The 23233-nt window shown below is 69.1% G+C and carries 13 protein-coding genes, 1 tRNA gene and 2 rRNA genes (1 of these 16 running past the window's edge); 12 read left to right on the top strand and 4 right to left on the bottom strand.

The window, feature by feature from the left end:
• The 4 genes from OHA81_RS23255 to OHA81_RS23270 all read left to right on the top strand — a co-directional run.
• Nucleotides 1-2691 (top strand): 23S ribosomal RNA (locus OHA81_RS23255) (it extends 432 nt beyond the left edge of the window).
• Nucleotides 2692-2764: 73 nt separating this feature from the next.
• A 5S ribosomal RNA gene (rrf, locus tag OHA81_RS23260) occupies nt 2765-2881 on the top strand.
• 5 nt (nt 2882-2886) lie between these two features.
• Nucleotides 2887-2962 (top strand) — tRNA-Thr (locus tag OHA81_RS23265).
• A gap of 147 nt (nt 2963-3109) precedes the next feature.
• The gene (locus OHA81_RS23270; RefSeq protein WP_329198829.1) at nt 3110-3736 is read left to right on the top strand and encodes an HdeD family acid-resistance protein; all 627 of its coding nucleotides are present in this window, start codon (nt 3110-3112) and stop codon (nt 3734-3736) included.
• Between the two features lie 18 nt (nt 3737-3754).
• Here the strand turns inward: OHA81_RS23270 and OHA81_RS23275 are convergent, their stop codons facing one another.
• Nucleotides 3755-6277, bottom strand: a complete 2523-nt coding sequence (locus OHA81_RS23275; protein ID WP_329198830.1) for a SpoIIE family protein phosphatase — start codon at nt 6275-6277, stop codon at nt 3755-3757.
• 229 nt (nt 6278-6506) lie between these two features.
• On the opposite strand from OHA81_RS23275, the gene OHA81_RS23280 reads away from it, so the two are divergent.
• The 8 genes from OHA81_RS23280 (at nt 6507) to OHA81_RS23315 (ending at nt 20401) form a co-directional block, all read left to right on the top strand.
• Entirely contained in the window at nt 6507-12041 is a 5535-nt protein-coding gene (locus OHA81_RS23280; RefSeq protein WP_329198831.1) for a HAMP domain-containing protein, read from the top strand.
• A 274-nt stretch (nt 12042-12315) separates the two neighbouring features.
• Nucleotides 12316-12999: a response regulator gene (locus OHA81_RS23285; RefSeq protein WP_329198833.1), complete on the top strand. Its 684-nt coding sequence runs from the start codon at nt 12316-12318 to the stop codon at nt 12997-12999.
• A 157-nt stretch (nt 13000-13156) separates the two neighbouring features.
• Nucleotides 13157-15931 carry a DNA translocase FtsK gene (locus tag OHA81_RS23290; RefSeq protein WP_329198835.1) on the top strand — a complete coding sequence of 925 codons (2775 nt, stop codon included), beginning with the start codon at nt 13157-13159 and terminating at the stop codon, nt 15929-15931.
• Between the two features lie 263 nt (nt 15932-16194).
• Nucleotides 16195-17082: a helix-turn-helix domain-containing protein gene (locus tag OHA81_RS23295; protein ID WP_329198837.1), complete on the top strand. Its 888-nt coding sequence runs from the start codon at nt 16195-16197 to the stop codon at nt 17080-17082.
• Nucleotides 17083-17195: 113 nt separating this feature from the next.
• Entirely contained in the window at nt 17196-18683 is a 1488-nt protein-coding gene (gene rimO / locus OHA81_RS23300) for a 30S ribosomal protein S12 methylthiotransferase RimO (protein ID WP_329198838.1), read from the top strand.
• On the top strand, nt 18680-19336 hold the full coding sequence (gene pgsA, locus OHA81_RS23305) for a CDP-diacylglycerol--glycerol-3-phosphate 3-phosphatidyltransferase (RefSeq protein WP_329198840.1): 657 nt from the start codon (nt 18680-18682) through the stop codon (nt 19334-19336). Before rimO ends, pgsA begins: the two co-directional genes overlap by 4 nt.
• 74 nt (nt 19337-19410) lie before the next feature.
• Nucleotides 19411-19911, top strand: a complete 501-nt coding sequence (locus OHA81_RS23310) for a CinA family protein (RefSeq protein WP_443056788.1) — start codon at nt 19411-19413, stop codon at nt 19909-19911.
• Nucleotides 19912-20020: 109 nt separating this feature from the next.
• Nucleotides 20021-20401: a helix-turn-helix domain-containing protein gene (locus tag OHA81_RS23315; protein ID WP_329198842.1), complete on the top strand. Its 381-nt coding sequence runs from the start codon at nt 20021-20023 to the stop codon at nt 20399-20401.
• A 432-nt stretch (nt 20402-20833) separates the two neighbouring features.
• On the opposite strand, the gene OHA81_RS23325 is transcribed toward OHA81_RS23315, so the two are convergent.
• From OHA81_RS23325 to OHA81_RS23335, 3 genes are all read right to left on the bottom strand, one after another.
• A complete protein-coding gene (locus OHA81_RS23325) occupies nt 20834-21598 on the bottom strand; it encodes an SDR family NAD(P)-dependent oxidoreductase (RefSeq protein WP_329198844.1) in 765 nt (254 codons plus the stop codon).
• 36 nt (nt 21599-21634) lie between these two features.
• Nucleotides 21635-22438, bottom strand: coding sequence for an Fpg/Nei family DNA glycosylase (locus tag OHA81_RS23330; protein ID WP_329198846.1), 804 nt, complete (start codon nt 22436-22438; stop codon nt 21635-21637).
• Nucleotides 22439-22538: 100 nt separating this feature from the next.
• A complete protein-coding gene (locus OHA81_RS23335; protein ID WP_329198848.1) occupies nt 22539-23219 on the bottom strand; it encodes a hypothetical protein in 681 nt (226 codons plus the stop codon).
• Between the last annotated feature and the right edge of the window lie 14 nt (nt 23220-23233).

A 23233-nucleotide genomic window follows, 5' to 3' on the forward strand; every position in this document is an offset into this window, starting at 1 on the left:
TCAGCGGCTTGCTTGCTCATCTCCCAAGTAGCACGGGGCCCGAGAAATCCCGTGTGAATCTGGCGGGACCACCCGCTAAGCCTAAATATTCCCTGGTGACCGATAGCGGATAGTACCGTGAGGGAATGGTGAAAAGTACCGCGGGAGCGGAGTGAAATAGTACCTGAAACCGTGTGCCTACAAGCCGTGGGAGCGTCGCCGTTGTTCTTCGGAACAACGGTCGTGACTGCGTGCCTTTTGAAGAATGAGCCTGCGAGTTAGCGGTGTGTAGCGAGGTTAACCCGTGTGGGGAAGCCGTAGCGAAAGCGAGTCCGAATAGGGCGATTGAGTTGCACGCTCTAGACCCGAAGCGGAGTGATCTAGCCATGGGCAGGTTGAAGCGGAGGTAAGACTTCGTGGAGGACCGAACCCACCAGGGTTGAAAACCTGGGGGATGACCTGTGGTTAGGGGTGAAAGGCCAATCAAACTCCGTGATAGCTGGTTCTCCCCGAAATGCATTTAGGTGCAGCGTCGTGTGTTTCTTGCCGGAGGTAGAGCACTGGATAGGCGATGGGCCCTACCGGGTTACTGACCTTAGCCAAACTCCGAATGCCGGTAAGTGAGAGCACGGCAGTGAGACTGTGGGGGATAAGCTCCATGGTCGAGAGGGAAACAGCCCAGAGCATCGACTAAGGCCCCTAAGCGTACGCTAAGTGGGAAAGGATGTGGAGTCGCAGAGACAACCAGGAGGTTGGCTTAGAAGCAGCCACCCTTGAAAGAGTGCGTAATAGCTCACTGGTCAAGTGATTCCGCGCCGACAATGTAGCGGGGCTCAAGCGTACCGCCGAAGTCGTGTCATTGCAGCAATAGGGCCAACGCCTGCTGTGATGGGTAGGGGAGCGTCGTGTGCCGGGTGAAGCAGCAGCGGAAGCTAGTTGTGGACGGTTCACGAGTGAGAATGCAGGCATGAGTAGCGATACACACGTGAGAAACGTGTGCGCCGATTGACTAAGGGTTCCTGGGTCAAGCTGATCTGCCCAGGGTAAGTCGGGACCTAAGGCGAGGCCGACAGGCGTAGTCGATGGACAACCGGTTGATATTCCGGTACCCGCTTTGAAACGCCCAATATCGAATCAGGCGATGCTAAGTCCGTGAAGCCGTTCCGGACCCTTCGGGGAAAGGAAAGTGGTGGAGCCGACGAACCAGACTTGTAGTAGGTAAGCGATGGGGTGACGCAGGAAGGTAGTCCAGCCCGGGCGGTGGTTGTCCCGGGGTAAGGGTGTAGGCCGAGGGGTAGGCAAATCCGTCCCTCATTAAGGCTGAGACCTGATGCCGAGCCGATTGTGGTGAAGTGGATGATCCTATGCTGTCGAGAAAAGCCTCTAGCGAGTTTCATGGCGGCCCGTACCCTAAACCGACTCAGGTGGTCAGGTAGAGAATACCGAGGCGTTCGGGTGAACTATGGTTAAGGAACTCGGCAAAATGCCCCCGTAACTTCGGGAGAAGGGGGGCCATCACTGGTGAAGGAACTTGCTTCCTGAGCTGGGGGTGGCCGCAGAGACCAGCGAGAAGCGACTGTTTACTAAAAACACAGGTCCGTGCGAAGCCGTAAGGCGATGTATACGGACTGACGCCTGCCCGGTGCTGGAACGTTAAGGGGACCGGTTAGTGCGCTTTCGGGCGTGCGAAGCTGAGAACTTAAGCGCCAGTAAACGGCGGTGGTAACTATAACCATCCTAAGGTAGCGAAATTCCTTGTCGGGTAAGTTCCGACCTGCACGAATGGCGTAACGACTTCTCGACTGTCTCAACCATAGGCCCGGTGAAATTGCACTACGAGTAAAGATGCTCGTTTCGCGCAGCAGGACGGAAAGACCCCGGGACCTTTACTACAGTTTGATATTGGTGTTCGGTTCGGCTTGTGTAGGATAGGTGGGAGACTTTGAAGCCGTGACGCCAGTCATGGTGGAGTCGCCGTTGAAATACCACTCTGGTCGTGCTGGATGTCTAACCTCGGTCCGTGATCCGGATCAGGGACAGTGTCTGATGGGTAGTTTAACTGGGGCGGTTGCCTCCCAAAGAGTAACGGAGGCGCCCAAAGGTTCCCTCAGCCTGGTTGGCAATCAGGTGTTGAGTGTAAGTGCACAAGGGAGCTTGACTGTGAGACCGACGGGTCGAGCAGGGACGAAAGTCGGGACTAGTGATCCGGCGGTGGCTTGTGGAAGCGCCGTCGCTCAACGGATAAAAGGTACCCCGGGGATAACAGGCTGATCTTCCCCAAGAGTCCATATCGACGGGATGGTTTGGCACCTCGATGTCGGCTCGTCGCATCCTGGGGCTGGAGTCGGTCCCAAGGGTTGGGCTGTTCGCCCATTAAAGCGGTACGCGAGCTGGGTTTAGAACGTCGTGAGACAGTTCGGTCCCTATCCGCTGTGCGCGTAGGAATATTGAGAAGGGCTGTCCCTAGTACGAGAGGACCGGGACGGACGAACCTCTGGTGTGCCAGTTGTCCTGCCAAGGGCATGGCTGGTTGGCTACGTTCGGGAGGGATAACCGCTGAAAGCATCTAAGCGGGAAGCCTGCTTCAAGATGAGTATTCCCACCTCCTTGAGAGGGTAAGGCTCCCAGTAGACGACTGGGTTGATAGGCCAGATGTGGAAGCCCGGTAACGGGTGGAGCTGACTGGTACTAATAGGCCGAGGGCTTGTCCTCAGTTGCTCGCGTCCACTGTGTTAGTTCTGAAGTAACGACCGTGTTGTCATCCGGTTGGTCAACTTCATAGTGTTTCGGTGGTCATAGCGTTAGGGAAACGCCCGGTTACATTCCGAACCCGGAAGCTAAGCCTTTCAGCGCCGATGGTACTGCAGGGGGGACCCTGTGGGAGAGTAGGACGCCGCCGAACAACCCGCCCTTTTAGCTCAGTCGGTAGAGCGTCTCCATGGTAAGGAGAAGGTCAACGGTTCGATTCCGTTAAAGGGCTCCAACAGAAAAGGCCCCCGCCATTTGGCGGGGGCCTTTTTGCGTTGGCGGGTTGCACCGGCCCTGGTTAAGGTGGTTTTGAAGGGCAAGACAGGTACGACCGGCGGCTTCGACGTGTCCTGGGGGCCGTCCGGCCTGCCTGGGAGGCGTGATGACCTTTCCCCCCGACGCGGCGGCACCGCGGCACACACAGAGCGACCCGGAAGACGTCCTCAAGCAAGTCGGAGCGTCGTGGCGCTGGGCGCTCGGCTTCGCCCTCGCGACCCTGATCCCGGGCATTCTGGTCCTGGTATGGCCCCATGAGACGCTGCACATCCTGGCCGTCATCATCGGTCTGCAACTCCTGGCGGCAGGAGTCTTCCGCTTCGTCACGGCCTTTTCGCACGGCCAGGAGGGCGGGGGCCGGCTGGCCGGCGTACTGGTCGCCTTGCTGGCGTTGCTGGCGGGCGTTCTCGTACTGAGGCATCCGATGCAGACCATCGGTGCGCTGTCCCTGATCCTCGGGGTGTTCTGGCTGTTGACCGGAGTGCTCACGGCGTACGTCGCCATCGCTGACCGGGGCATCGCCCACCGGGGCCTGTTCTTCGGCCTGGGCGCGCTCGGCACCGTCGCCGGGATCGTGGTGCTCTGCTTCCCGGTCGACTCCGCGGTCGCCCTCACCCGACTGCTGGGGCTGTGGCTCGTCCTGCTCGGCGTCTTCGAAGTGGTGCTGGCCTTCGCCCTGCGGTCCGCCACCCGCAGCAACAGATCCGCGCCCCGGCGTGAACCTTCGGCGTGAACCCCCGGCCGCGCGTGACTAGGCGCCCTCGCGCGGCTGGGGAACGCGGAAGGCCAGGATCGCCATGTCGTCGGAGGCGGGTTCGGCCGCGAAGCGTTCGACCGCGCGCAGGATGCGGGCGGCGACGGCGCCGGCGGTGAGGCCCGTACAGGTGGTGAGGACTTCCGCGAGGCCGTCGTCGCCGAGCATGCGGGTGCCCTCGCGGCGTTCGGTCACGCCGTCCGTGACGCAGAGCAGGACGTCGCCCGGGTCCAGGGTGAGGGTCTGCTCGTAGAGGTCGAGGTCGTCCATGACGCCGAGCAGCGGCTGGGGTTCGGCGGCGGGGATGACCTCGCCGTCCGGGCGCAGGCGCAGCGGGAGCGGGTGGCCGGCGCAGACGACCTTCATGAGCGCGCCGCCGTCCGGCTGGGGGTGGAGCTCGCCGTACAGGAGGGTGAGGAAGCGGCTGCGGGCGCCCTCGTCGAGGATCGCGGCGTTGAGGCGTTCCAGCACCGCCGGGCCGCCGAGGCCTTCGCGGGCCAGCAGGCGCAGGGCGTGCCGGGCGAGGCCGGTGACGGCGGCCGCTTCCGGGCCCGTACCGCACACGTCGCCGATGGCGAAGCCGTAGACGCCGGGGCGGATGGGGAAGACGTCGTAGAAGTCGCCGCCCACCTCGTTGCCCTCGCCGGCCGCGCGGTAGATGACCTCGACCTCGATGCCGGGGATGGCGGGGGAGCCGGGCGGCAGGAGGCTGCGCTGGAGGGAGCGGCTGATGGCGGTGCGCTCGGAGTAGAGGCGTGCGTTGTCCAGGGCCAGGGCGGCCCGGCGGGAGAGGTCGTCCGCGAGTTCCAGGATCTCCTGGCGGAAGTGTTCCTCGGACGGTTTGCCGAGCGTGAGCATGCCGATGACGCGGTTGCGGGCCAGGAGGGGGAGGACGACGGTCTCCCCGCCGACCGCGGCGGCGGATTCCGGCCAGGGGCGGGCGCCGGCCTCGCGCAGCGGTTCGGGCGGGCTGACGCGGGAGAGCAGGGCCTTGAGTCCGTCGATGCGTTCCTCGTCCTCGTGCAGTACGTAGGAGAGGTACGGGTCCGAGGTCTGGTCGGCGATGGTGTAGACGGCGCACCAGGTGGCCAGGGTGGGGACGGTCATCTGCGCCATCAGGGCCAGGGTCTGGTCCCGGTCGAGGGTGCCGGCGAGCAGGTCGGAGGCTTCGACGAGGAAGGAGAGGGAGCCGCGGCGCAGGCGTTCCAGCTCGCCGAGGCGGGCGGATTCGACGGCGAGCGCGATCCGGTCGGCGGCGAACTGCAGGCGCAGGGCGTCTTCGTTGGAGTAGCGGCCCGGGCTCTCGGCGGAGACGCCGAGTGAGCCGGTGAGGCGGCCTTCGACCTTGAGGGGGACGGTGACCACGGAGCGCATGCCGGTGGATTCCAGGAGCGGGACGGCGCCGGGGACGGCGACGAGGTCGTCGTGGACGGCGGGCATGCGGGCCGAGCCGTACCGGTTGGTGCCCGCTTCGACGGGGACGCGGGCGAAGCGCTGGCGGGTGGAGGGCAGGCCCGTGGTCGCGCGGACTTCGAGTTCGGTCTCGTCGTCGGTGGCGAGGAGCAGGAAGGCGGCGTCGGCGTCGAGCATGTCGCGGGCCCGCTCGACGGTGCGCTGGAGCAGTCCGTCCAGGTCGTCGGGGGCGGGGGAGCCGATGAACACCTCGAAGGGGTCCGCGGGGCGGGCTTCGGTGAGCTGGCCTGCGTCGGAGGGGATCCGCGCGGGGGTCTGGAGGAGGGCGCGTTCGTCGTCGTGGACCAGGAGGCAGACGATGGACGGCTCGCCGTGGGCGTCGCGTACCCGCAGGTGTGAGGCGTAAACGGGGATGACCCGGCCGTCGGCGCCGCGGATGCCGTAGCTGCCCTCCCACCTCGACAGCCGGAGGGCTTCGGCGATGCCGGTTCCGGTGCCGGGGGTCTGGGGCCAGGCGGCGAGTTCGGCGAGCGGGCGGCCGAGGACCTTCTCCGCGGTGTGGCCGAAGATGTGCTCGGCGTCCTCGTTCCAGGCGGAGACGGAGTCGGAGGCGTCGATCTGGATGACGGCGACGCGGACGCGGCTGTCGGCGAGGGGGAGCAGCTGGTCGGGGACGACCGGTCCGGCGGAGCGGGTACCGACCGGACGGTCCGGGAGGTCGAGGCGGAACCACACGTGTTTGTGCGTGCCCGTGTACTCGACTCCCCAGCGGGTGGCGAGCGCGGCGCAGAGCATGAGGCCGCGGCCGTTCTCGCGGTCCGGGTCGGCGTAGGGGCGTTCGCCGGGGGGCTGGAGCGGGAGCTCCCGCTCCGGGTACCGGTCGGCGACCTCGACGCGTACGCCGCCCTCGGTGCGCAGGCACAGCACTTCGGCCTGGGTTCCGGCGTGCACCACGGCGTTGGTGACGAGCTCGCTGGTGAGCACGACGGCGTCGTCGACGATGTCCGCGAAGCCCCAGCCCTGGAGGGTATCGCGGACGAACGCGCGGGCCCCGGCGACAGAGCGCCCTAGGGGATCGAAACTGGCAGCCGCCCGTGCCGTGATCACAAGACTCCTTCGACGCGGTGGGACATTCGGGTGCCAGGTTACTTACCTTCGCGGTCCGCATGGTGCCGTCGTAGGGGATTCCACCCGGGGAGTGCGGCCGGTGTGCAATGGTGCCGAAGTGTTATGGCCGGGTTCGGCCAGGGTGAAACACTGGGCAGGATGGTCTAGCCGGGCGTTTGACTCGCCGGGTTTCGGTGGAACAGTGGTCGACCCTTTCGGGAGGGACACGGTGGAGTCTGGCGCAGCGGTGCGGCGTACGGGGACGCGCGCGAAGGGCGGGCGGTCCCGGCGGAACGGTACGACGGAGGTCGATACCGCCGCTCTGAACCGTCTGCTCACGGCCCTGGTGTCGATGCGGGACGGCAATTTCCGCAAGCGGCTGACGGTGTCCGGCGAGGGCGTGATGGCGGAGGTCGCCGCCGTCTACAACGAGGTCGCCGACCGCAATCTCCACCTGACCGGGGAGCTGTCGCGGGTGCGGCGGATGGTGGGCCGCGAGGGCAAGCTCAGCGAACGGCTGGAAACAGGTGCCTGTGAGGGGTCCTGGGCGGCCGCGATCGATGCCTCGAACCAGCTCGTGGACGATCTGGCCCGGCCGGTGTCCGAGGTGGGCCGGGTGCTGTCGGCGGTCGCCGAGGGCGACCTGGACCAGCGGATGGACCTGCGGACACAGACCGCCGACGGGGCCGGGCATCCGCTGCGCGGGGAGTTCCTCAAGGTCGGGCGGACGGTCAACAACCTGGTCGACCAGCTGTCGGCGTTCACCGACGAGGTCACCCGGGTGGCGCTGGAGGTGGGTACCGAGGGCAAGCTCGGCGGCCAGGCGCAGGTGCGGGGCATGTCCGGTTCCTGGAAGGACCTGACCGACTCCGTCAACACGATGGCGTACCGGCTCACCGCCCAGGTGCGTGACATCGCCCTCGTGACGACGGCGGTCGCGAAGGGCGATCTCTCGCGCAAGGTCACGGTGCACGTGGCCGGCGAGATGCTCCAGCTCAAGAACACCGTGAACACGATGGTGGACCAGCTGTCCTCTTTCTCCTCCGAGGTGACCAGGGTCGCCCGCGAGGTGGGTACGGAGGGTGAGCTGGGCGGCCAGGCGAAGGTGCCCGGCGTCGCGGGTGTGTGGAAGGACCTGACCGACTCCGTCAACACGATGGCCGGGAACCTGACGGCCCAGGTGCGGGGGATCGCGCAGGTCACGACAGCGGTCGCCAATGGCGACCTGTCGCAGAAGGTACGGGTCAGCGCGCGCGGCGAGGTCGCGCAGCTGGCCGAGACGATCAACCAGATGACCGAGACCCTGCGGACGTTCGCGGACGAGGTCACGCGCGTGGCGAGCGAGGTCGGGGCCAAGGGAACGCTCGGCGGTCAGGCGCAGGTGCCGGGCGCGGCCGGTACCTGGAAGGACCTCACCGATTCGGTGAACACGGTCTTCCGCAACCTCACGACCCAGGTGCGGGACATCGCGACCGTGACGACGGCGGTGGCCAACGGCGACCTGTCGCAGAAGGTCACGGTCGATGTGGCCGGCGAGATGCTGGAGCTCAAGAACACCGTCAACACGATGGTGGACCAGCTCCAGTCCTTCGGTGCCGAGGTGACCCGTGTGGCCCGTGAGGTCGGGGTGGAGGGTGAGCTGGGCGGTCAGGCCCAGGTGCCCGGGGCGGCCGGTACCTGGAAGGACCTCACCGATTCGGTGAACACCGCCTTCCGCAACCTCACCGGCCAGGTCCGCAACATCGCGCAGGTGACGACGGCGGTGGCCAACGGCGACCTGTCGCAGAAGGTCACGGTGGACGTCTCCGGCGAGATGCTCCAGCTCAAGAACACCGTGAACACGATGGTGGACCAGCTGTCCTCGTTCGCGGACCAGGTCACGCGGATGGCGCGGGACGTGGGTACGGAGGGCCGCCTGGGCGGCCAGGCCCGGGTGGAGGGGGTGTCCGGCACCTGGAAGGAGCTCACCGACTCCGTCAATTTCATGGCCGGGAACCTGACCTCGCAGGTGCGCCAGATCGCGCAGGTGACGACGGCGGTGGCGCGCGGTGACCTGTCGCAGAAGATCGACGTGGATGCCCGGGGCGAGATCCTGGAGCTCAAGAACACCATCAACACGATGGTCGACCAGCTCTCCGCCTTCGCCGAGCAGGTGACCCGCGTCGCCCGCGACGTGGGTACCGAGGGTCGCCTGGGCGGTCAGGCGCAGGTGCCCGGGGTGGCCGGCGTGTGGCGTGACCTGACGGATTCCGTCAACGGCATGGCCGGGAACCTGACCTCGCAGGTGCGCAACATCGCGCAGGTCGCGACGGCGGTGGCGCGCGGTGACCTGTCGCAGAAGATCGACGTGGATGCCCGGGGCGAGATCCTGGAGCTCAAGAACACCCTCAACACGATGGTCGACCAGCTGTCGAACTTCGCGGAGCAGGTGACCCGGGTGGCCCGCGAGGTGGGTACGGAGGGGATCCTGGGAGGTCAGGCCGAGGTCAAGGGCGTCTCCGGCACCTGGAAGGACCTCACGCAGTCCGTCAACTTCATGGCGAACAACCTGACCTCGCAGGTCCGCAACATCGCCGAGGTGACGACGGCGGTCGCGATGGGCGACCTCTCCAAGAAGATCACGGTCGACGCCAAGGGCGAGATCCTGGAGCTGGTCACCACGGTCAACACGATGGTGGACCAGCTGTCCTCGTTCGCGGAGCAGGTGACGAGGGTCGCGCGCGAGGTGGGCACCGAGGGCATCCTCGGCGGTCAGGCGCGGGTGCGCGGGGTCACCGGCATCTGGAAGGACCTGAGCGACAACGTCAACACCATGGCCGGGAACCTGACGGCGCAGGTGCGCGGGATCGCGCAGGTCTCGGCGGCGGTCGCCAACGGCGACCTGACGAAGAAGGTCACCGTGGAGGCGCGCGGCGAGGTCGCGCAGCTCGCGGACACCGTCAACACGATGGTGAATACCCTTTCGTCCTTCGCGGATGAGGTCACGCGCGTGGCCCGCGAGGTGGGTACGGAGGGCCGCCTCGGCGGTCAGGCACACGTGCCGGGCGTTTCCGGGACGTGGAAGGACCTCACCGACTCGGTGAACTTCATGGCCTCCAACCTCACCGGTCAGGTGCGGCAGATCGCCATGGTCACGACCGCCATCGCCAAGGGCGACATGACCAAGAAGATCGACATCGATGCCCGGGGCGAGATCCTGGAGCTCAAGACCACCATCAACACGATGGTCGACCAGCTGTCGTCGTTCGCCGACCAGGTGACCCGCGTCGCCCGCGAGGTGGGCACGGAAGGCATCCTGGGCGGCCAGGCCCGCGTCCGTGACGTCGACGGCACCTGGCGGGACCTGACCGAGTCCGTGAACGAGATGGCCGGGAACCTGACCCGGCAGGTGCGCGCGATCGCGGCGGTGGCCACGGCGGTGACCCGCGGCGACCTGAACCTCAAGATCGACGTGGACGCGTCGGGCGAGATCCAGGTCCTCCAGGACAACATCAACACGATGATCGCCAACCTGCGCGACACCACCTTGGCCAACAAGGAGCAGGACTGGCTCAAGGGCAACCTGGCCCGCATCTCCGCCCTCATGCAGGGCCGGCGCGAGCTGGACGACGTCGCCTCGCTGATCATGAGCGAGCTGACCCCGGTGGTCTCCGCGCAGCACGGCGCCTTCTTCCTGGCCCTGCCGACCGGGGGCAGCACCGAGATCGGGACGGACGGCGGCGGGGACGGCTCGTACGAGCTGCGGATGCGCGGCAGTTACGCGTACGCGGGCGGGCAGATGCCGATCTCCTTCCGGCCCGGCGAGGGGCTGATCGGGACGGTCGCCGAGGAGAAGCGCACGATCCTGGTGGAGAACACCCCGCCCGGCTACCTCAAGATCTCCTCCGGACTCGGCGAGGCTCCGCCGGCGCACGTGATCGTGCTGCCGGTGCTCTTCGAGGGGAAGGTGCTCGGTGTCATCGAGCTGGCGTCCTTCACCCCCTTCACGCAGATCCAGAAGGACTTCCTCAGCCAGATCGCCGAGATGATCGGTACGAGCGTCAACACCATCAGCGTCAACTCCAAGACGGAGGTCCTCCTCAAGCAGTCGCAGGAGATGACCGAGCAGCTGCGCGAGCGCTCCGACGAGCTGGAGAACCGGCAGAAGGCGCTCCAGGCCGCCAACGCGGAGCTGGAGGAGAAGGCGGAGCTGCTGGCCCGTCAGAACCGGGACATCGAGGTCAAGAACACGGAGATCGAGGAGGCGCGGCAGGTCCTGGAGGAGCGCGCCGAGCAGCTCGCGGTGTCGATGCGGTACAAGTCCGAGTTCCTGGCGAACATGTCGCACGAGCTGCGTACGCCGCTCAACTCGCTGCTGATCCTGGCGAAGCTGCTGGCGGACAACGCGGACGGGAACCTTTCGCCGAAGCAGGTGGAGTTCGCCGAGACCATCCACGGGGCGGGCTCGGACCTGCTGCAGCTGATCAACGACATCCTGGACCTGTCGAAGGTCGAGGCGGGCAAGATGGACGTCTCGCCGACGCGGATCGCGTTGGTGCAGCTGGTGGACTACGTGGAGGCCACCTTCCGGCCGCTCACCGCGGAGAAGGGCCTGGACTTCTCGGTACGGGTCTCGCCGGAGCTGCCCGCGACCCTGCACACCGATGAGCAGCGGCTGTTGCAGGTATTGCGCAACCTGCTGTCGAACGCGGTGAAGTTCACCGACGGCGGCGCCGTGGAGCTGGTGATCCGGCCGGCCGGGGCGGACGTGCCCTCGGCGATCCGGGAGCAGCTGCTGGAGGCGGGTTCGCTGCGCGACGCCGACGCCGATCTGATCGCGTTCTCGGTGACGGACACCGGGATCGGGATCGCGGCGAGCAAGATGCTGGTGATCTTCGAGGCGTTCAAACAGGCCGACGGGACCACGAGCCGGAAGTACGGCGGTACGGGACTGGGCCTGTCCATCAGCCGGGAGATCGCCCGGCTGCTCGGCGGGGAGATCCACGCGGCGAGCGAGCCCGGCCGGGGATCGACCTTCACGCTGTACCTGCCGCTGCACCCGAGCGAGTTGCCGCCCCAGGGGTACGCCGCGCCGACGCCCGGCGGTGCGCGCGGTGAGTACCGCCGGCCGGCCGAGGAGGCGCGGCCCGAGGCGACGGCGGCCCCGGCCGCCGTACCCGCACCGGCGGTCGAGCCGGGCGAGCGGCGTCCGGCGCTGCCGGCGGCCGAGGGGGACCGGCCCGCGCAGGGGCAGGGCGGTCCGGCCGCGCTGTTCCGGCGGCGGCGCAAGTCGCTGAGCGACCGGGAGCCGCGTACGGCGGTGCCCGGCCAGCACGACGCGCAGGGCGACGGCAGCGGTTGGGGCGGTGAGCTCGAGGACCTTCCGCCGGTGCCGCGGACGTACGACTTCCACGGCGAGAAGGTGCTCATCGTGGATGACGACGTGCGCAACGTGTTCGCGCTGACCAGTGTGCTGGAGCAGCACGGACTGGCCGTGCTGTACGCGGAGAACGGCCGGGAGGGCATCGAAGTCCTGGAGCAGCACGACGATGTGACGGTCGTACTGATGGACATCATGATGCCGGAGATGGACGGGTACGCGACGACCTCGGCGATCCGGCGGATGCCGCAGTTCGCCGGGCTGCCGATCATCGCGCTGACGGCGAAGGCGATGCAGGGGGACCGGGAGAAGGCGATCGACTCCGGTGCTTCCGATTACGTCACCAAGCCGGTGGAACCCGATTACCTGCTGTCCGTGATGGAACAGTGGATGCGAGGGAAGTGATCATTTCGGGAGTCCGCGGATACCAATTGCTGACTCAGTGTGGCGGAACCGGTGTGGAAGGGCGGCATACGGGGAACCTTCTGCTCTCCCACACCGTTTCTGCTTCGTGCACAGTGACATCCTGGTGACAGGGTGTGGCGATCTCGGGACTGGGGCTACGATGACCGGCACAAGGACGGACGGCGCAAGGATGCCGTCCTCTGGGGCGGGGCCCGGCGAACAGGCCGGTGCCAGGAGCCGGGGAGGCCCCATGCCGGGGCGAGGAGGACAGGGCATGGTGCAGAAGGCCAAGATCCTCCTGGTCGACGACAGGCCGGAGAATCTGCTGGCGCTGGAGGCCATCCTCTCCGCGCTCGATCAGACACTGGTCAGGGCGTCGTCGGGAGAGGAAGCGCTCAAGGCGCTGCTGACGGACGATTTCGCGGTCATCCTGCTGGATGTCCAGATGCCGGGCATGGACGGTTTCGAGACGGCCGCACACATCAAGCGGCGGGAACGGACCCGGGACATCCCGATCATCTTCCTCACCGCGATCAACCACGGTCCGCACCACACCTTCCGCGGCTACGCGGCGGGCGCGGTGGACTACATCTCGAAACCGTTCGACCCGTGGGTGCTGCGTGCCAAGGTCTCGGTCTTCGTGGAGCTCTACACGAAGAACTGCCAGCTGCGCGAGCAGGCGTCGCTGCTGCGGCTCCAGCTGGAGGGCGGCGGTTCGGGCGGTGTGGACACCGGCAAGGAGACGCCCGGGCTGCTGGCCGAGCTGTCCGCACGGCTCGCGGCGGTGGAGGAGCAGGCGGAGGCGCTGACCAAGCAACTCGGCGAGGAAGCGGCCGACGCGTCGGTCGTGGCGACCGCGGCCCACCTGGAGCGCAAGCTCACCGGCCTGCGCAGGGCGCTGGACGCGCTGGAACCGGGGGCCGGCGGCGGGGCGGCCGTACTGCCCCTCCAGGGCTGAGCACTCCGCGGGCAGCGGGCCCCCGCCTACGGGCGCCCGTTGTGGGCCTGCTGGCGGTGCGTCAGGTGTGGCGGACCGTCACGGCCCCGGGCGACACGAACGGGTGAAGGGGTGGGCACGCGTGTCCACCGGCGTGCGCACCGGTAACCTCGGGCGCATGGCCTCAAGTACGTCCGGCAAGGGTTCCCAGAGCGCGGCGGGCGCCGCGAAGAGCCGCACCGGGCGTACGACCGCGCCGGCGAAGAAAGCGGCTCCCGCGCGCAAGCCCGCGGCCAAGAAGGCCGCGCCGGTCAGGCGCGCGCCCGTGAAGAAGGCCGCCGCCAAGCCCGCACCGTCCCCGACCGGGGGCGTGGTGCGGCTGGTGCGCTTCGTGTGGCTCGGCATCGCGCATGCGGTCGGGTCCGTCTTCCGCAGCGTCGGCCGGGGCGCCAAGAACCTCGACCCCGCCCACCGCAAGGACGGCGTCGCGCTGCTGCTGCTCGCCCTGGCGCTGATCGTCGCTGCCGGAACCTGGTCGAACCTGAGCGGGCCCGTCGGGGATCTGGTCACCATGCTGGTCACCGGTGCGTTCGGGCGCCTCGACCTGCTCGTGCCGATACTGCTCGGCGTGATGGCGGTGCGCTTCATCCGCCACCCCGAGCAGACCGACGCCAACGGCCGGATCGGCATCGGCCTGTCCGCCCTGGTCATCGGTATGCTGGGGCTCGTACACATCGCCTGCGGGGCGCCCGGGCGCGGCGAGGGCACCACCGCGATGCAGGACGCGGGCGGCCTCATCGGCTGGTCCGCCTCGAAGCCGCTGATCTTCACCATGGGTGCGCCGCTGGCCGTACCGATGCTGGTCCTCCTCACGGTCTTCGGGCTGCTGGTGGTCACCGCCACCCCCGTCAACGCCATCCCGCAGCGGCTGCGGCGGCTCGGGATCCGGCTCGGGCTGATCCAGCCGAACGAGTACGACGAGGATTTCGGACAGCCGGCGGGCGCGGCCCCCCAGGACCGGCCGGACCGGCACGACCCGGCGCGCTGGCAGGCCCGGGCCGCGGCCGCCGACCCGGCCGGCACCGCCGAGGAGGAGGCGCTCGCCCGGCGGCGCAAGCCGCGCCCGAGCGCGTCCCGGCCCGCGATGGACCGGGAGATGGACGCGGTCGACGTCGCCGCGGCGGCCGCCGCCGCGCTGGACGGGGTGGTCTACGGCGGGCTGCCGCCCTCCCCGGTGGTCGCCGACCTCACGCACGGGATCACCGCCCAGCGCGAGCACGGGGAGGTGGAGGTCACCACCCCGGTGCCGCCCGCGCGGGAGGAACGCCCGGCTGCGGCCGGGCCCGCCGCCCAGGCTGCCGGACCGCACGACAACACCGCCGCGGCCTCCGGCACCCTGTCCGTGCCGGACCTCACCAAGGCCCCGCCGCGCAGCGAACCCCTGCCGGCCCGGGCCGAGCAGCTGCAGTTGCGCGGGGACATCACGTACGCACTGCCCTCGCTGGACCTGCTGGAGCGCGGCGGCCCCGGCAAGACCCGAAGCGCCGCCAACGACGCGGTGGTGGCCTCGCTGACCAACGTGTTCACCGAGTTCAAGGTCGACGCGCAGGTCACCGGCTTCACCCGCGGTCCGACGGTCACCCGCTACGAGGTGACGCTCGGCGCGGCCGTGAAGGTCGAGCGGATCACCGCCCTGGCCAAGAACATCGCGTACGCCGTCGCCTCGCCGGACGTGCGGATCATCAGCCCGATCCCGGGCAAGTCGGCGGTCGGCATCGAGATCCCCAACACCGACCGGGAGATGGTCAACCTCGGTGACGTCCTGCGTCTCGCGGACGCCGCCGAGGACGACCACCCCATGCTGGTGGCGCTGGGCAAGGACGTCGAGGGCGGCTACGTCATGGCCAACCTCGCGAAGATGCCGCACGTACTGGTCGCCGGCGCCACCGGCTCCGGCAAGTCCTCCTGCATCAACTGCCTGATCACCTCGGTGATGGTCCGGGCCACCCCGGAGGACGTCCGGATGGTCCTGGTCGACCCCAAGCGGGTCGAGCTGACCGCCTACGAGGGCATCCCGCACCTGATCACCCCGATCATCACCAACCCGAAGCGGGCCGCCGAGGCGCTCCAGTGGGTCGTGCGGGAGATGGACCTGCGCTACGACGACCTCGCGGCCTTCGGCTACCGGCACATCGACGACTTCAACCAGGCGATCCGGGACGGCAAGATTACGCTGCCGCCGGGCAGCGAGCGGGAGCTGAGCCCGTACCCGTACCTGCTGGTGATCGTGGACGAGCTCGCCGACCTGATGATGGTGGCCCCGCGCGACGTCGAGGACTCGATCGTGCGCATCACCCAGCTGGCCCGCGCGGCCGGCATCCACCTGGTGCTCGCCACCCAGCGGCCCTCGGTGGACGTGGTCACCGGCCTGATCAAGGCGAACGTGCCCTCGCGGCTCGCGTTCGCCACCTCCTCGCTCGCCGACAGCCGGGTCATCCTCGACCAGCCCGGCGCGGAGAAGCTGATCGGCAAGGGTGACGGGCTGTTCCTGCCGATGGGCGCGAACAAGCCGGTCCGCCTCCAGGGCGCGTTCGTCACCGAGGAGGAGATCGCCGGGATCGTGCAGCACTGCAAGGACCAGATGGCGCCCGTCTTCCGCGAGGACGTCACCGTCGGCCAGAAGCAGAAGAAGGAGATCGACGAGGAGATCGGCGACGACCTGGACCTGCTGTGCCAGGCGGCGGAACTGGTGGTCACCACCCAGTTCGGCTCCACCTCGATGCTCCAGCGCAAGCTGCGCGTCGGCTTCGCGAAGGCGGGCCGTCTCATGGACCTGATGGAATCGCGGGGCGTCGTCGGCCCGAGCGAAGGTTCGAAGGCGCGCGACGTGCTGGTGAAGCCGGACGAACTGGACGGGGTGCTGGCGGTCATCCGCGGGGAGGACCAGCCGTAAGGGCCGGGAGCACCAGTCGTAAAGGCGGGGAGCACCAGTCGTAAGGGTCCTGCGGGCAACCGTTTCCCCTGGCCGAGCGTCAAGTTGAGGAAGTGGCGGACACCGCGCTCCGGCGCGGGGCCGCCGAACCGGCTTCGCACCAGCCGGAGACCCGATTGCCATTCGGATGGCCTAGGGACTCCACCCCTCCGGTTGCTCCACCCTTTCGTCACCCCCCTAGACTGGGAATCCAGCAGGTGGCTACACGCTCGAAAGGCGCCCTCGTGTCCATCGGCAACGCCAAATCCCCCGAAGAAGAGCGGCCTTCGACCGACGACCGGTCCGAGGACCGTCTCGTCGAACGCACCGTCGAAGGACCGTCCATCGGGACGGCCCTCAAGAAGGCCCGGATCGCCGCCGGGCTCACCGTCGACGAGGTCAGTTCCACCACCCGCGTGCGCATCCCGATCGTGCACGCGATCGAAGAAGACGATTTCACGCGGTGTGGCGGCGACGTCTACGCCCGCGGTCACATCCGCACGCTCGCCCGCGCCGTCCACCTCGATCCGGCACCTCTGGTCGAGGCCTACGACGCGGCCCACGGCGGCCGTCCGGCCCCCACTCCTCCCGCGCCGATGTTCGAAGCCGAACGCATCCGTCCCGAGCGGCAGCGGCCGAACTGGACGGCGGCCATGGTCGCCGCGATCGTCGCCGTCATCGGGTTCGTGGGCTTCACGGCCTTCGGCGGCGACGGCGACAGCAAGGGGAGCCGGCCCCTGGCGGAAGGTTCCGGCGCCTCGGCCGCGCCCAAGCCGGCGGGCAAACCGGCCGCGCCCCAGCAGCAGCCGAAGCCCAAGCCGACGCCCTCCGACAGCGCCATCGCCGCCGCGCCCAAGGACCTCGTCACGGTCGTCCTGACGGCCAACGACGGAGAGAGCTGGATCTCCGCGAAGGACCACAGCGGCCGGTCGCTGTTCGACGGGACGCTCGCCCTGGGCGAGTCCAAGACGTTCACCGACAAGGAGTCCATCGACCTCGTACTCGGCGACGCCGGGGTCGTCAAGCTGTTCGTGAACGGCAAGGAGATCAAGGACCAGTTCCAGCCGGGGCAGGTCGAACGGCTCACCTACACCAAGGACGACCCGCGTCAGGGCCAGGCCCAGGCAGGCTGACCAGCGCGGACCATGCAGTTCCGGATCCCCGGGAGGCCCTGCCGGCCTCCCGGGGATCTTGCAAGGGGGACGTGGGGCAGGGGCCGGCGCCGGGACGAAGTAGTCTTGAGTCCATGCCCGAACGCCGTACCGTCGCCCTTGTCACTCTTGGCTGCGCCCGTAACGAGGTGGACTCGGAGGAGCTCGCAGGCCGCTTGGCGGCGGATGGCTGGGAGCTCGTCGAGGACGCCGCCGATGCGGACGTAGCCGTCGTCAACACCTGCGGCTTCGTCGAAGCCGCCAAAAAGGATTCCGTCGACGCCCTCCTGGAAGCCAACGATCTCAAGGATCACGGCAAGACCCAGGCCGTCGTCGCCGTCGGCTGTATGGCCGAGCGCTACGGCAAGGAACTCGCCGAAGCGCTCCCCGAGGCCGACGGCGTGCTCGGCTTCGACGACTACGCCGACATCTCCGACCGCCTCCAGACCATCCTGAACGGCGGCATCCACGCCTCCCACACCCCGCGCGACCGGCGCAAGCTGCTGCCGATCAGCCCCGCCGCCCGCCAGGACGCCGAGGTGGCCCTGCCCGGACACGCCCAGGAGCCCGCCGAGGCCCCCGCGGACCTGCCCGAGGGCCTCGCGCCCGCCTCCGGTCCGCGCGCGCCCCTGCGCCGCCGCCTGGACAAGAGCCCGGTCGCCTCGGTCAAGCTCGCCTCCGGCTGCGACCGGCGCTGCTCCTTCTGCGCCATCCCGTCCTTCCGCGGCTCGTTCATCTCCCGCCGCCCCAGCGACGTGCTGGGCGAGACGCGCTGGCTCGCCGAGCAGGGCGTCAAGGAGATCATGCTGGTCTCCGAGAACAACACCTCGTACGGCAAGGACCTCGGCGACATCCGGCTGCTGGAGACGCTGCTGCCCGAGCTGGCCGAGGTGGACGGCATCGAGCGCGTCCGCGTCAGCTACCTCCAGCCCGCCGAGATGCGGCCCGGCCTGATCGACGTCCTCACCTCGACGCCGAAGGTCGTGCCCTACTTCGACCTGTCGTTCCAGCACTCGGCCCCCGACGTGCTGCGCGCGATGCGCCGCTTCGGTGACACCGACCGGTTCCTCGAACTGCTCGACACCATCCGCGGCAAGGCCCCGCTGGCCGGCGTGCGGTCCAACTTCATCGTCGGCTTCCCCGGCGAGAGCGAAGCGGACTTCGCCGAGCTGGAGCGTTTCCTCACCCACGCGCGGCTCGACGCCATCGGCGTCTTCGGCTACTCGGACGAGGACGGCACCGAGGCCGTCGGCTACGAGAACAAGCTGGACGCGGAGACCATCGCCGAGCGGCTCGCGCACATGCAGCGGCTCGCGGAGGAGCTGACCTCCCAGCGTGCGGAAGAGCGGATCGGGGAGACCCTGGAGGTACTCGTCGAGACCGTGGAGGACATCGACGAGGACGGCGAGGGCGCCTACGGGCGCGCAGCCCACCAGGCGCCCGAGACGGACGGCCAGGTGGTCTTCACGGACAGCACCGGTCTGGTGCCCGGCCGTATGGTGACGGCGAAGGTCGTCGGCACGCTGGGTGTGGACCTGGTGGCCGAGCCCCTGGGCCTGGATCTTGAGGAGGCGGCCGGATGACCGGAGTCCCGGCACCTGCGGCGGGCGGGACCGGCCGCCGGCCCTCGCCCGGCGCGGGGCTCGGGACCGCGGCCGTCAATCAGGCCAGCCTGTGGAACATCGCCAACATCCTGACGATGATCCGGCTCGTGCTCGTGCCGGGATTCGTCCTGCTGCTGCTCGCCGACGGGGGCTACGACCCCGTCTGGCGGGCGCTGGCGTGGGCGGCCTTCGCCGTCGCCATGATCACGGACATCTTCGACGGGCACCTCGCCCGGACGTACAACCTCGTCACCGACTTCGGGAAGATCGCCGACCCCATCGCCGACAAGGCGATCATGGGCTCGGCGCTCATCTGTCTCTCGTGGCTGGGTGACCTGCCCTGGTGGGTGACCGGGGTGATCCTCGGGCGGGAACTGGGGATCACCCTCCTGCGTTTCTGGGTCATCCGGTACGGAGTCATTCCGGCCAGCCGGGGCGGCAAGCTCAAGACCCTCGCCCAGGGGACGGCGGTCGGCATGTACGTGCTCGCCCTCACCGGCCCGCTGGCGACCCTGCGGTTCTGGGTGATGGCGGTCGCCGTCGTGCTGACCGTGGTCACCGGTTTGGACTACATCCGCCAGGCCGTCGTCCTGCGCCGCAGGGGACTGGCCGCGGAGCGGGCCGCGCAGTGACGCGAGCGGCGGGTGATTTTCCGGAGGCGGGTGGAGCCGCGGGACGTCTCACCGCGCCGGACTCGATCGCACAACTGTCCGGGGCCGTACTCGGGCTGCTTGCGCAGAGTGACCAGACGCTCGCCGTGGCGGAGTCGCTGACCGGCGGTCTGGTCGCCGCGGAACTGACGGCCGTGCCGGGTGCCTCGAAATCCTTCCGCGGCTCGGTGACCGCGTACGCGACCGAGCTCAAGCACCGGCTCCTGGGAGTGGACGCGGAGCTGCTGGCGGCCGAAGGCGCGGTGAACGCGCAGGTCGCGGAGGAGATGGCGGCGGGGGTGCGCCGGGCGCTGGGGGCTTCGTGGGGGATCGCGACGACCGGGGTGGCCGGTCCGGACCCCCAGGACGGGCAGCCGGTGGGCACCGTTTTCGTCGCCGTGGCCGGTCCGGGGGGCAGGAAAACGGCCCGGCTGCGGTTGAACGGCTCCCGGACGGAAATCCGTAGGGAGAGCGCACGGACAGTGCTCGAACTCCTTTCGAGCGAACTCCGCGAGAATCTGCGGGGGCAGGATACGGAACAGAACGGGGGGATTTGATGTTTGCAGCCCTGAGTGAACACGACATAGCTCCCCGCACGGCCGCGGCGCGAGGCGGTACGGTGGGGCGTGAAGGTTACGGCTACACGGTCAGAGGAGGGAGCCACCGATGATTCTGCTCCGTCGCCTGCTGGGTGACGTGCTGCGTCGGCAGCGCCAGCGCCAGGGCCGTACTCTGCGCGAAGTCTCCTCGTCCGCCCGAGTTTCGCTCGGCTATCTCTCCGAGGTGGAGCGGGGGCAGAAGGAGGCATCCTCCGAGCTGCTCTCCGCGATCTGCGACGCGTTGGACGTACGGATGTCCGAGCTGATGCGCGAAGTCAGTGACGAACTGTCGCTGGCGGAGCTTGCGCAGTCGGCCACGGCAAGCGAACCGGTGCCGGCACCGGTGCGCCCGATGCTCAATTCGGTGTCCGTGGCCTCGGTCGCGGGTACCACGGAGCGGGTGACCATCAAGGCGCCCGTGGAAGCGGTGAACGTCGTAGCCGCGTGAAGGCGAGCGCGAGCGCGTGAAGCGCGTATGAGTGTGGCCGGAGCCCCGGCCGGTGCGTGAGGCACCGGACGGGGCTCCTTGCCGTGCCGGGGCCCGTCGGGGTGCTGGGGCCCTCGGCGTGCCGGCGCTCCTCGGTGTGCCGGGGCTCCTCGGTGTTCTGGGTGCGGCGGCGAGGGCGGTGCGGGAGGATGGGGCCGTCCGGATTCCGGCCTTCCTGGGAGGCGGCCGTGCGGTTGTTACTCATACCCGTCGTGCTGACGGCCGGAGTGCTCTGGTGGTGGGCCGTGCTGCGGCTGTCGCTGGAGCCCGCGGACGCGGGGCCCATGGAGGGCGCGGTGGCCGTCGGCGGATGGGGGCTGGGGCTGCTCCCCGTGCACTGCGTGCCCGGTCCGGGGCGCAGGCGCCCTCGGGCGGCGGCCACGAGGGCGCCGGTCACCAGGGCATCGATACTCCGCCGTTCGGGCGGAGGATCTGGCCCGTCATGAAGGACGAGGCGTCGGAGGCGAGGTAGAGCACCGCTTGGGCGATGTCCTCGGGCTCCCCGACCCGGCGCAGCGGCGACATCCGGATCATCGCCGCCTCGGTCCGCTCCCGTTCCTCGGCACTGTGGCGGCCCGTCATGGGGGTGCGGATCCATCCCGGCGCGACGGCGTTGACGCGGATGCCGTGTGGGCCGGTCTCGGTCGCGAGGGTCTTGGTCAGCTGGACGACGGCCGCTTTGGCGACGCTGTAGCAGAGCAGGCCCGGCTGGGCGGCGTCCACGGCGCCGGAGGCCATGGTGATCACCGAACCGGGACGTCCGGCGGTGATCATGGCGCGGACGGCCTCCTGGCAGGTGCGCAGGACGCCCTTGAAATTGACGTCCAGGACCCGGTCGAGGTCCTCGTCGGTGGTGTCCAGGACGCTGCTGGAGTGCATGATCCCGGCGATGGCGGCGGTGATGTCGAGCGGGCCCGCGGCCGCGACGGCGGCCCGCAGCGCGGCACGGTCGGTCACGTCGAGGGTGTGGACGGTGGCCTTGCCGCCTGCTTCGCACACCAGGCGGGCGGTCTCGCGCAGGCCGGTCGCGTCGCGGTCGGCGCAGTGCACGGCCGCGCCGGCCCGGGCGAGGAGCACGGCGGTGGCGCGGCCGATCCCGCTGGCGGCGCCGGTGACGAGCGCGGTGCGGCCGGTGAGGTCGTACGGGGCTGTGGGCATGCCGGGACCGTACGACCGTAGCTGACGGGGCGTCAACTACGGTGTGGGCCCGGATTGGCAGCGGGGGCACCAGTACGTGGGGCGGTCCTCCTTCACGACCCGGCGTACCGGGGTGCCGCAGCGCAGGCAGGGGCGCGGGGCGCGCCCGTAGACGAAGAGGGCCTGGCCCCGGCGGCGGCTGCCGGTGGTGTTGCGGGTCTCGCCGGCGCCGAGGTTGGCCGCGAGGAGGCGCTGCGCGGCGCCGGCCAGGCGGACGGCGGTGACCTCGGGATCCGCAAGGGCGCCGACCGCGGTCCACGGGGTGACCTGGGCGAGGAAGCAGAGCTCGCACATGTACACGTTGCCGATGCCCGCGAGGTTGCGCTGGTCCAGCAGGGCTTCGCCGAGGGGGCGTTCGGGGGTGGCGAGCAGGTTCGCCGCGGCCTTGTCCGCGTCCCAGTCGGGGCCGAGGAGGTCGGGTCCCAGGTGGCCGACGACCTTGTCCTCGTCGGCGGTGCGCAGGAGTTCCAGGACGGGGAGGCGGTAGCCGACGGCGGTGTCGCAGGCGGTACCCAAGATGGCGCGGATCTCGTAGTCGGGGCCGCCGTGCCACTTCCGCCCGGCGGGGAAGACGTGCCAGGCGCCGTCCATGCGCAGGTGGCTGTGGAGGGTGAGGCCGCCGTCGCCGTCGATGCGGGTGAGCAGGTGCTTTCCGCGCGGGATCACGTTCAAGGTGGTGCGGCCGGTGAGGTCCACGGTGGCCAGGCGCGCGACGCGCAGGTCGCTGCGGGTGATCTCCCGCCCGGCCAGGGCCGCGTGCAACCGGGCCGCGGCGCGCCAGACGCTGTCTCCTTCGGGCATGGTCCCATTGTCGCCCGCCCGGGCTCGCGCCGGACGGGCGACAGCCGGCGCCCCCGCGGCCGGGTGTCCTACGCGGGGGCCGGGAGGGCGCGGCGGCGGGTCACTTCCAGGTGAGGGCCTTGTTGCCCACCGTGCTGTACGGCTCGCCCCAGTACTCGGCTCCGGTGATCTTCACCTGGGCCGAGGGGGCCATGGCGATCGCGCAGTTGGTCTGCGACTGGCCGTTGGTGAACCCCTTGGGAAGCGCATCGTCCTTGCACTTCTCGAACTTGCCGATGACCGAGACGCCGTTCGCCTCGCCGCCGTCCGGGAGCAGGCCCTTGATGTGGCCGACCGAGGAGTACGCGAGGTCGGTGGTGCCGACGTTCTTGACGGTGTAGTGGATGTAGTAGGGCACCATCCCCTTCACCTTGTCGCCGAGCTTGAGGGAGTCGAGGTCCGCCGCCTGGCCCTGCTCGATGGAGGTGACGGTGAGGGCGATCGTGCCCTGGGTGCTGCCGTAGGTGAACGGGACCGTCGCCGTCTGGCCGATCTTGAAGCTCTGGCCGGGCTTGGCCGTGCCCGCGGCGCCTGCGGGCGCCTCACTTGCGGCTGCCGACGGGCTCGCGGCGGCGCTGGGGCTCTCGGCCGCGCCGGACTGGGCGGGACTGCTCGCGGGCGAGCTGGGCGCCGCCGGGGGCGCGTCTTCGTTGCCGCTCTTGCAGCCGCTCAGCGTCAGGGTGGCGGTGACCGCCAGGCCGATGGTGCCGAGTGCGGTCCTGCGCATGGCTGTGGTGCTCACTTCTGGTGTCCCCC

Origin of the sequence: Streptomyces sp. NBC_00667, assembly GCF_036226825.1 — a bacterium.
In the GTDB taxonomy this organism is placed as follows: Bacteria; Actinomycetota; Actinomycetes; order Streptomycetales; family Streptomycetaceae; genus Streptomyces.

Excerpts from the sequence above, each read along its gene's own strand:
- OHA81_RS23330 (WP_329198846.1), bottom strand. The coding sequence starts at position 22,438 with ATGCCCGAAGGAGACAGCGTCTGGCGCGCCGCGGCCCGGTTGCACGCG.
- OHA81_RS23270 (WP_329198829.1), top strand. The coding sequence starts at position 3,110 with ATGACCTTTCCCCCCGACGCGGCGGCACCGCGGCACACACAGAGCGAC.
- OHA81_RS23315 (WP_329198842.1), top strand. The coding sequence starts at position 20,021 with ATGATTCTGCTCCGTCGCCTGCTGGGTGACGTGCTGCGTCGGCAGCGC.
- rimO (WP_329198838.1), top strand. The coding sequence starts at position 17,196 with ATGCCCGAACGCCGTACCGTCGCCCTTGTCACTCTTGGCTGCGCCCGT.
- OHA81_RS23290 (WP_329198835.1), top strand. The coding sequence starts at position 13,157 with ATGGCCTCAAGTACGTCCGGCAAGGGTTCCCAGAGCGCGGCGGGCGCC.
- OHA81_RS23325 (WP_329198844.1), bottom strand. The coding sequence starts at position 21,598 with ATGCCCACAGCCCCGTACGACCTCACCGGCCGCACCGCGCTCGTCACC.
- pgsA (WP_329198840.1), top strand. The coding sequence starts at position 18,680 with ATGACCGGAGTCCCGGCACCTGCGGCGGGCGGGACCGGCCGCCGGCCC.
- OHA81_RS23285 (WP_329198833.1), top strand. The coding sequence starts at position 12,316 with ATGGTGCAGAAGGCCAAGATCCTCCTGGTCGACGACAGGCCGGAGAAT.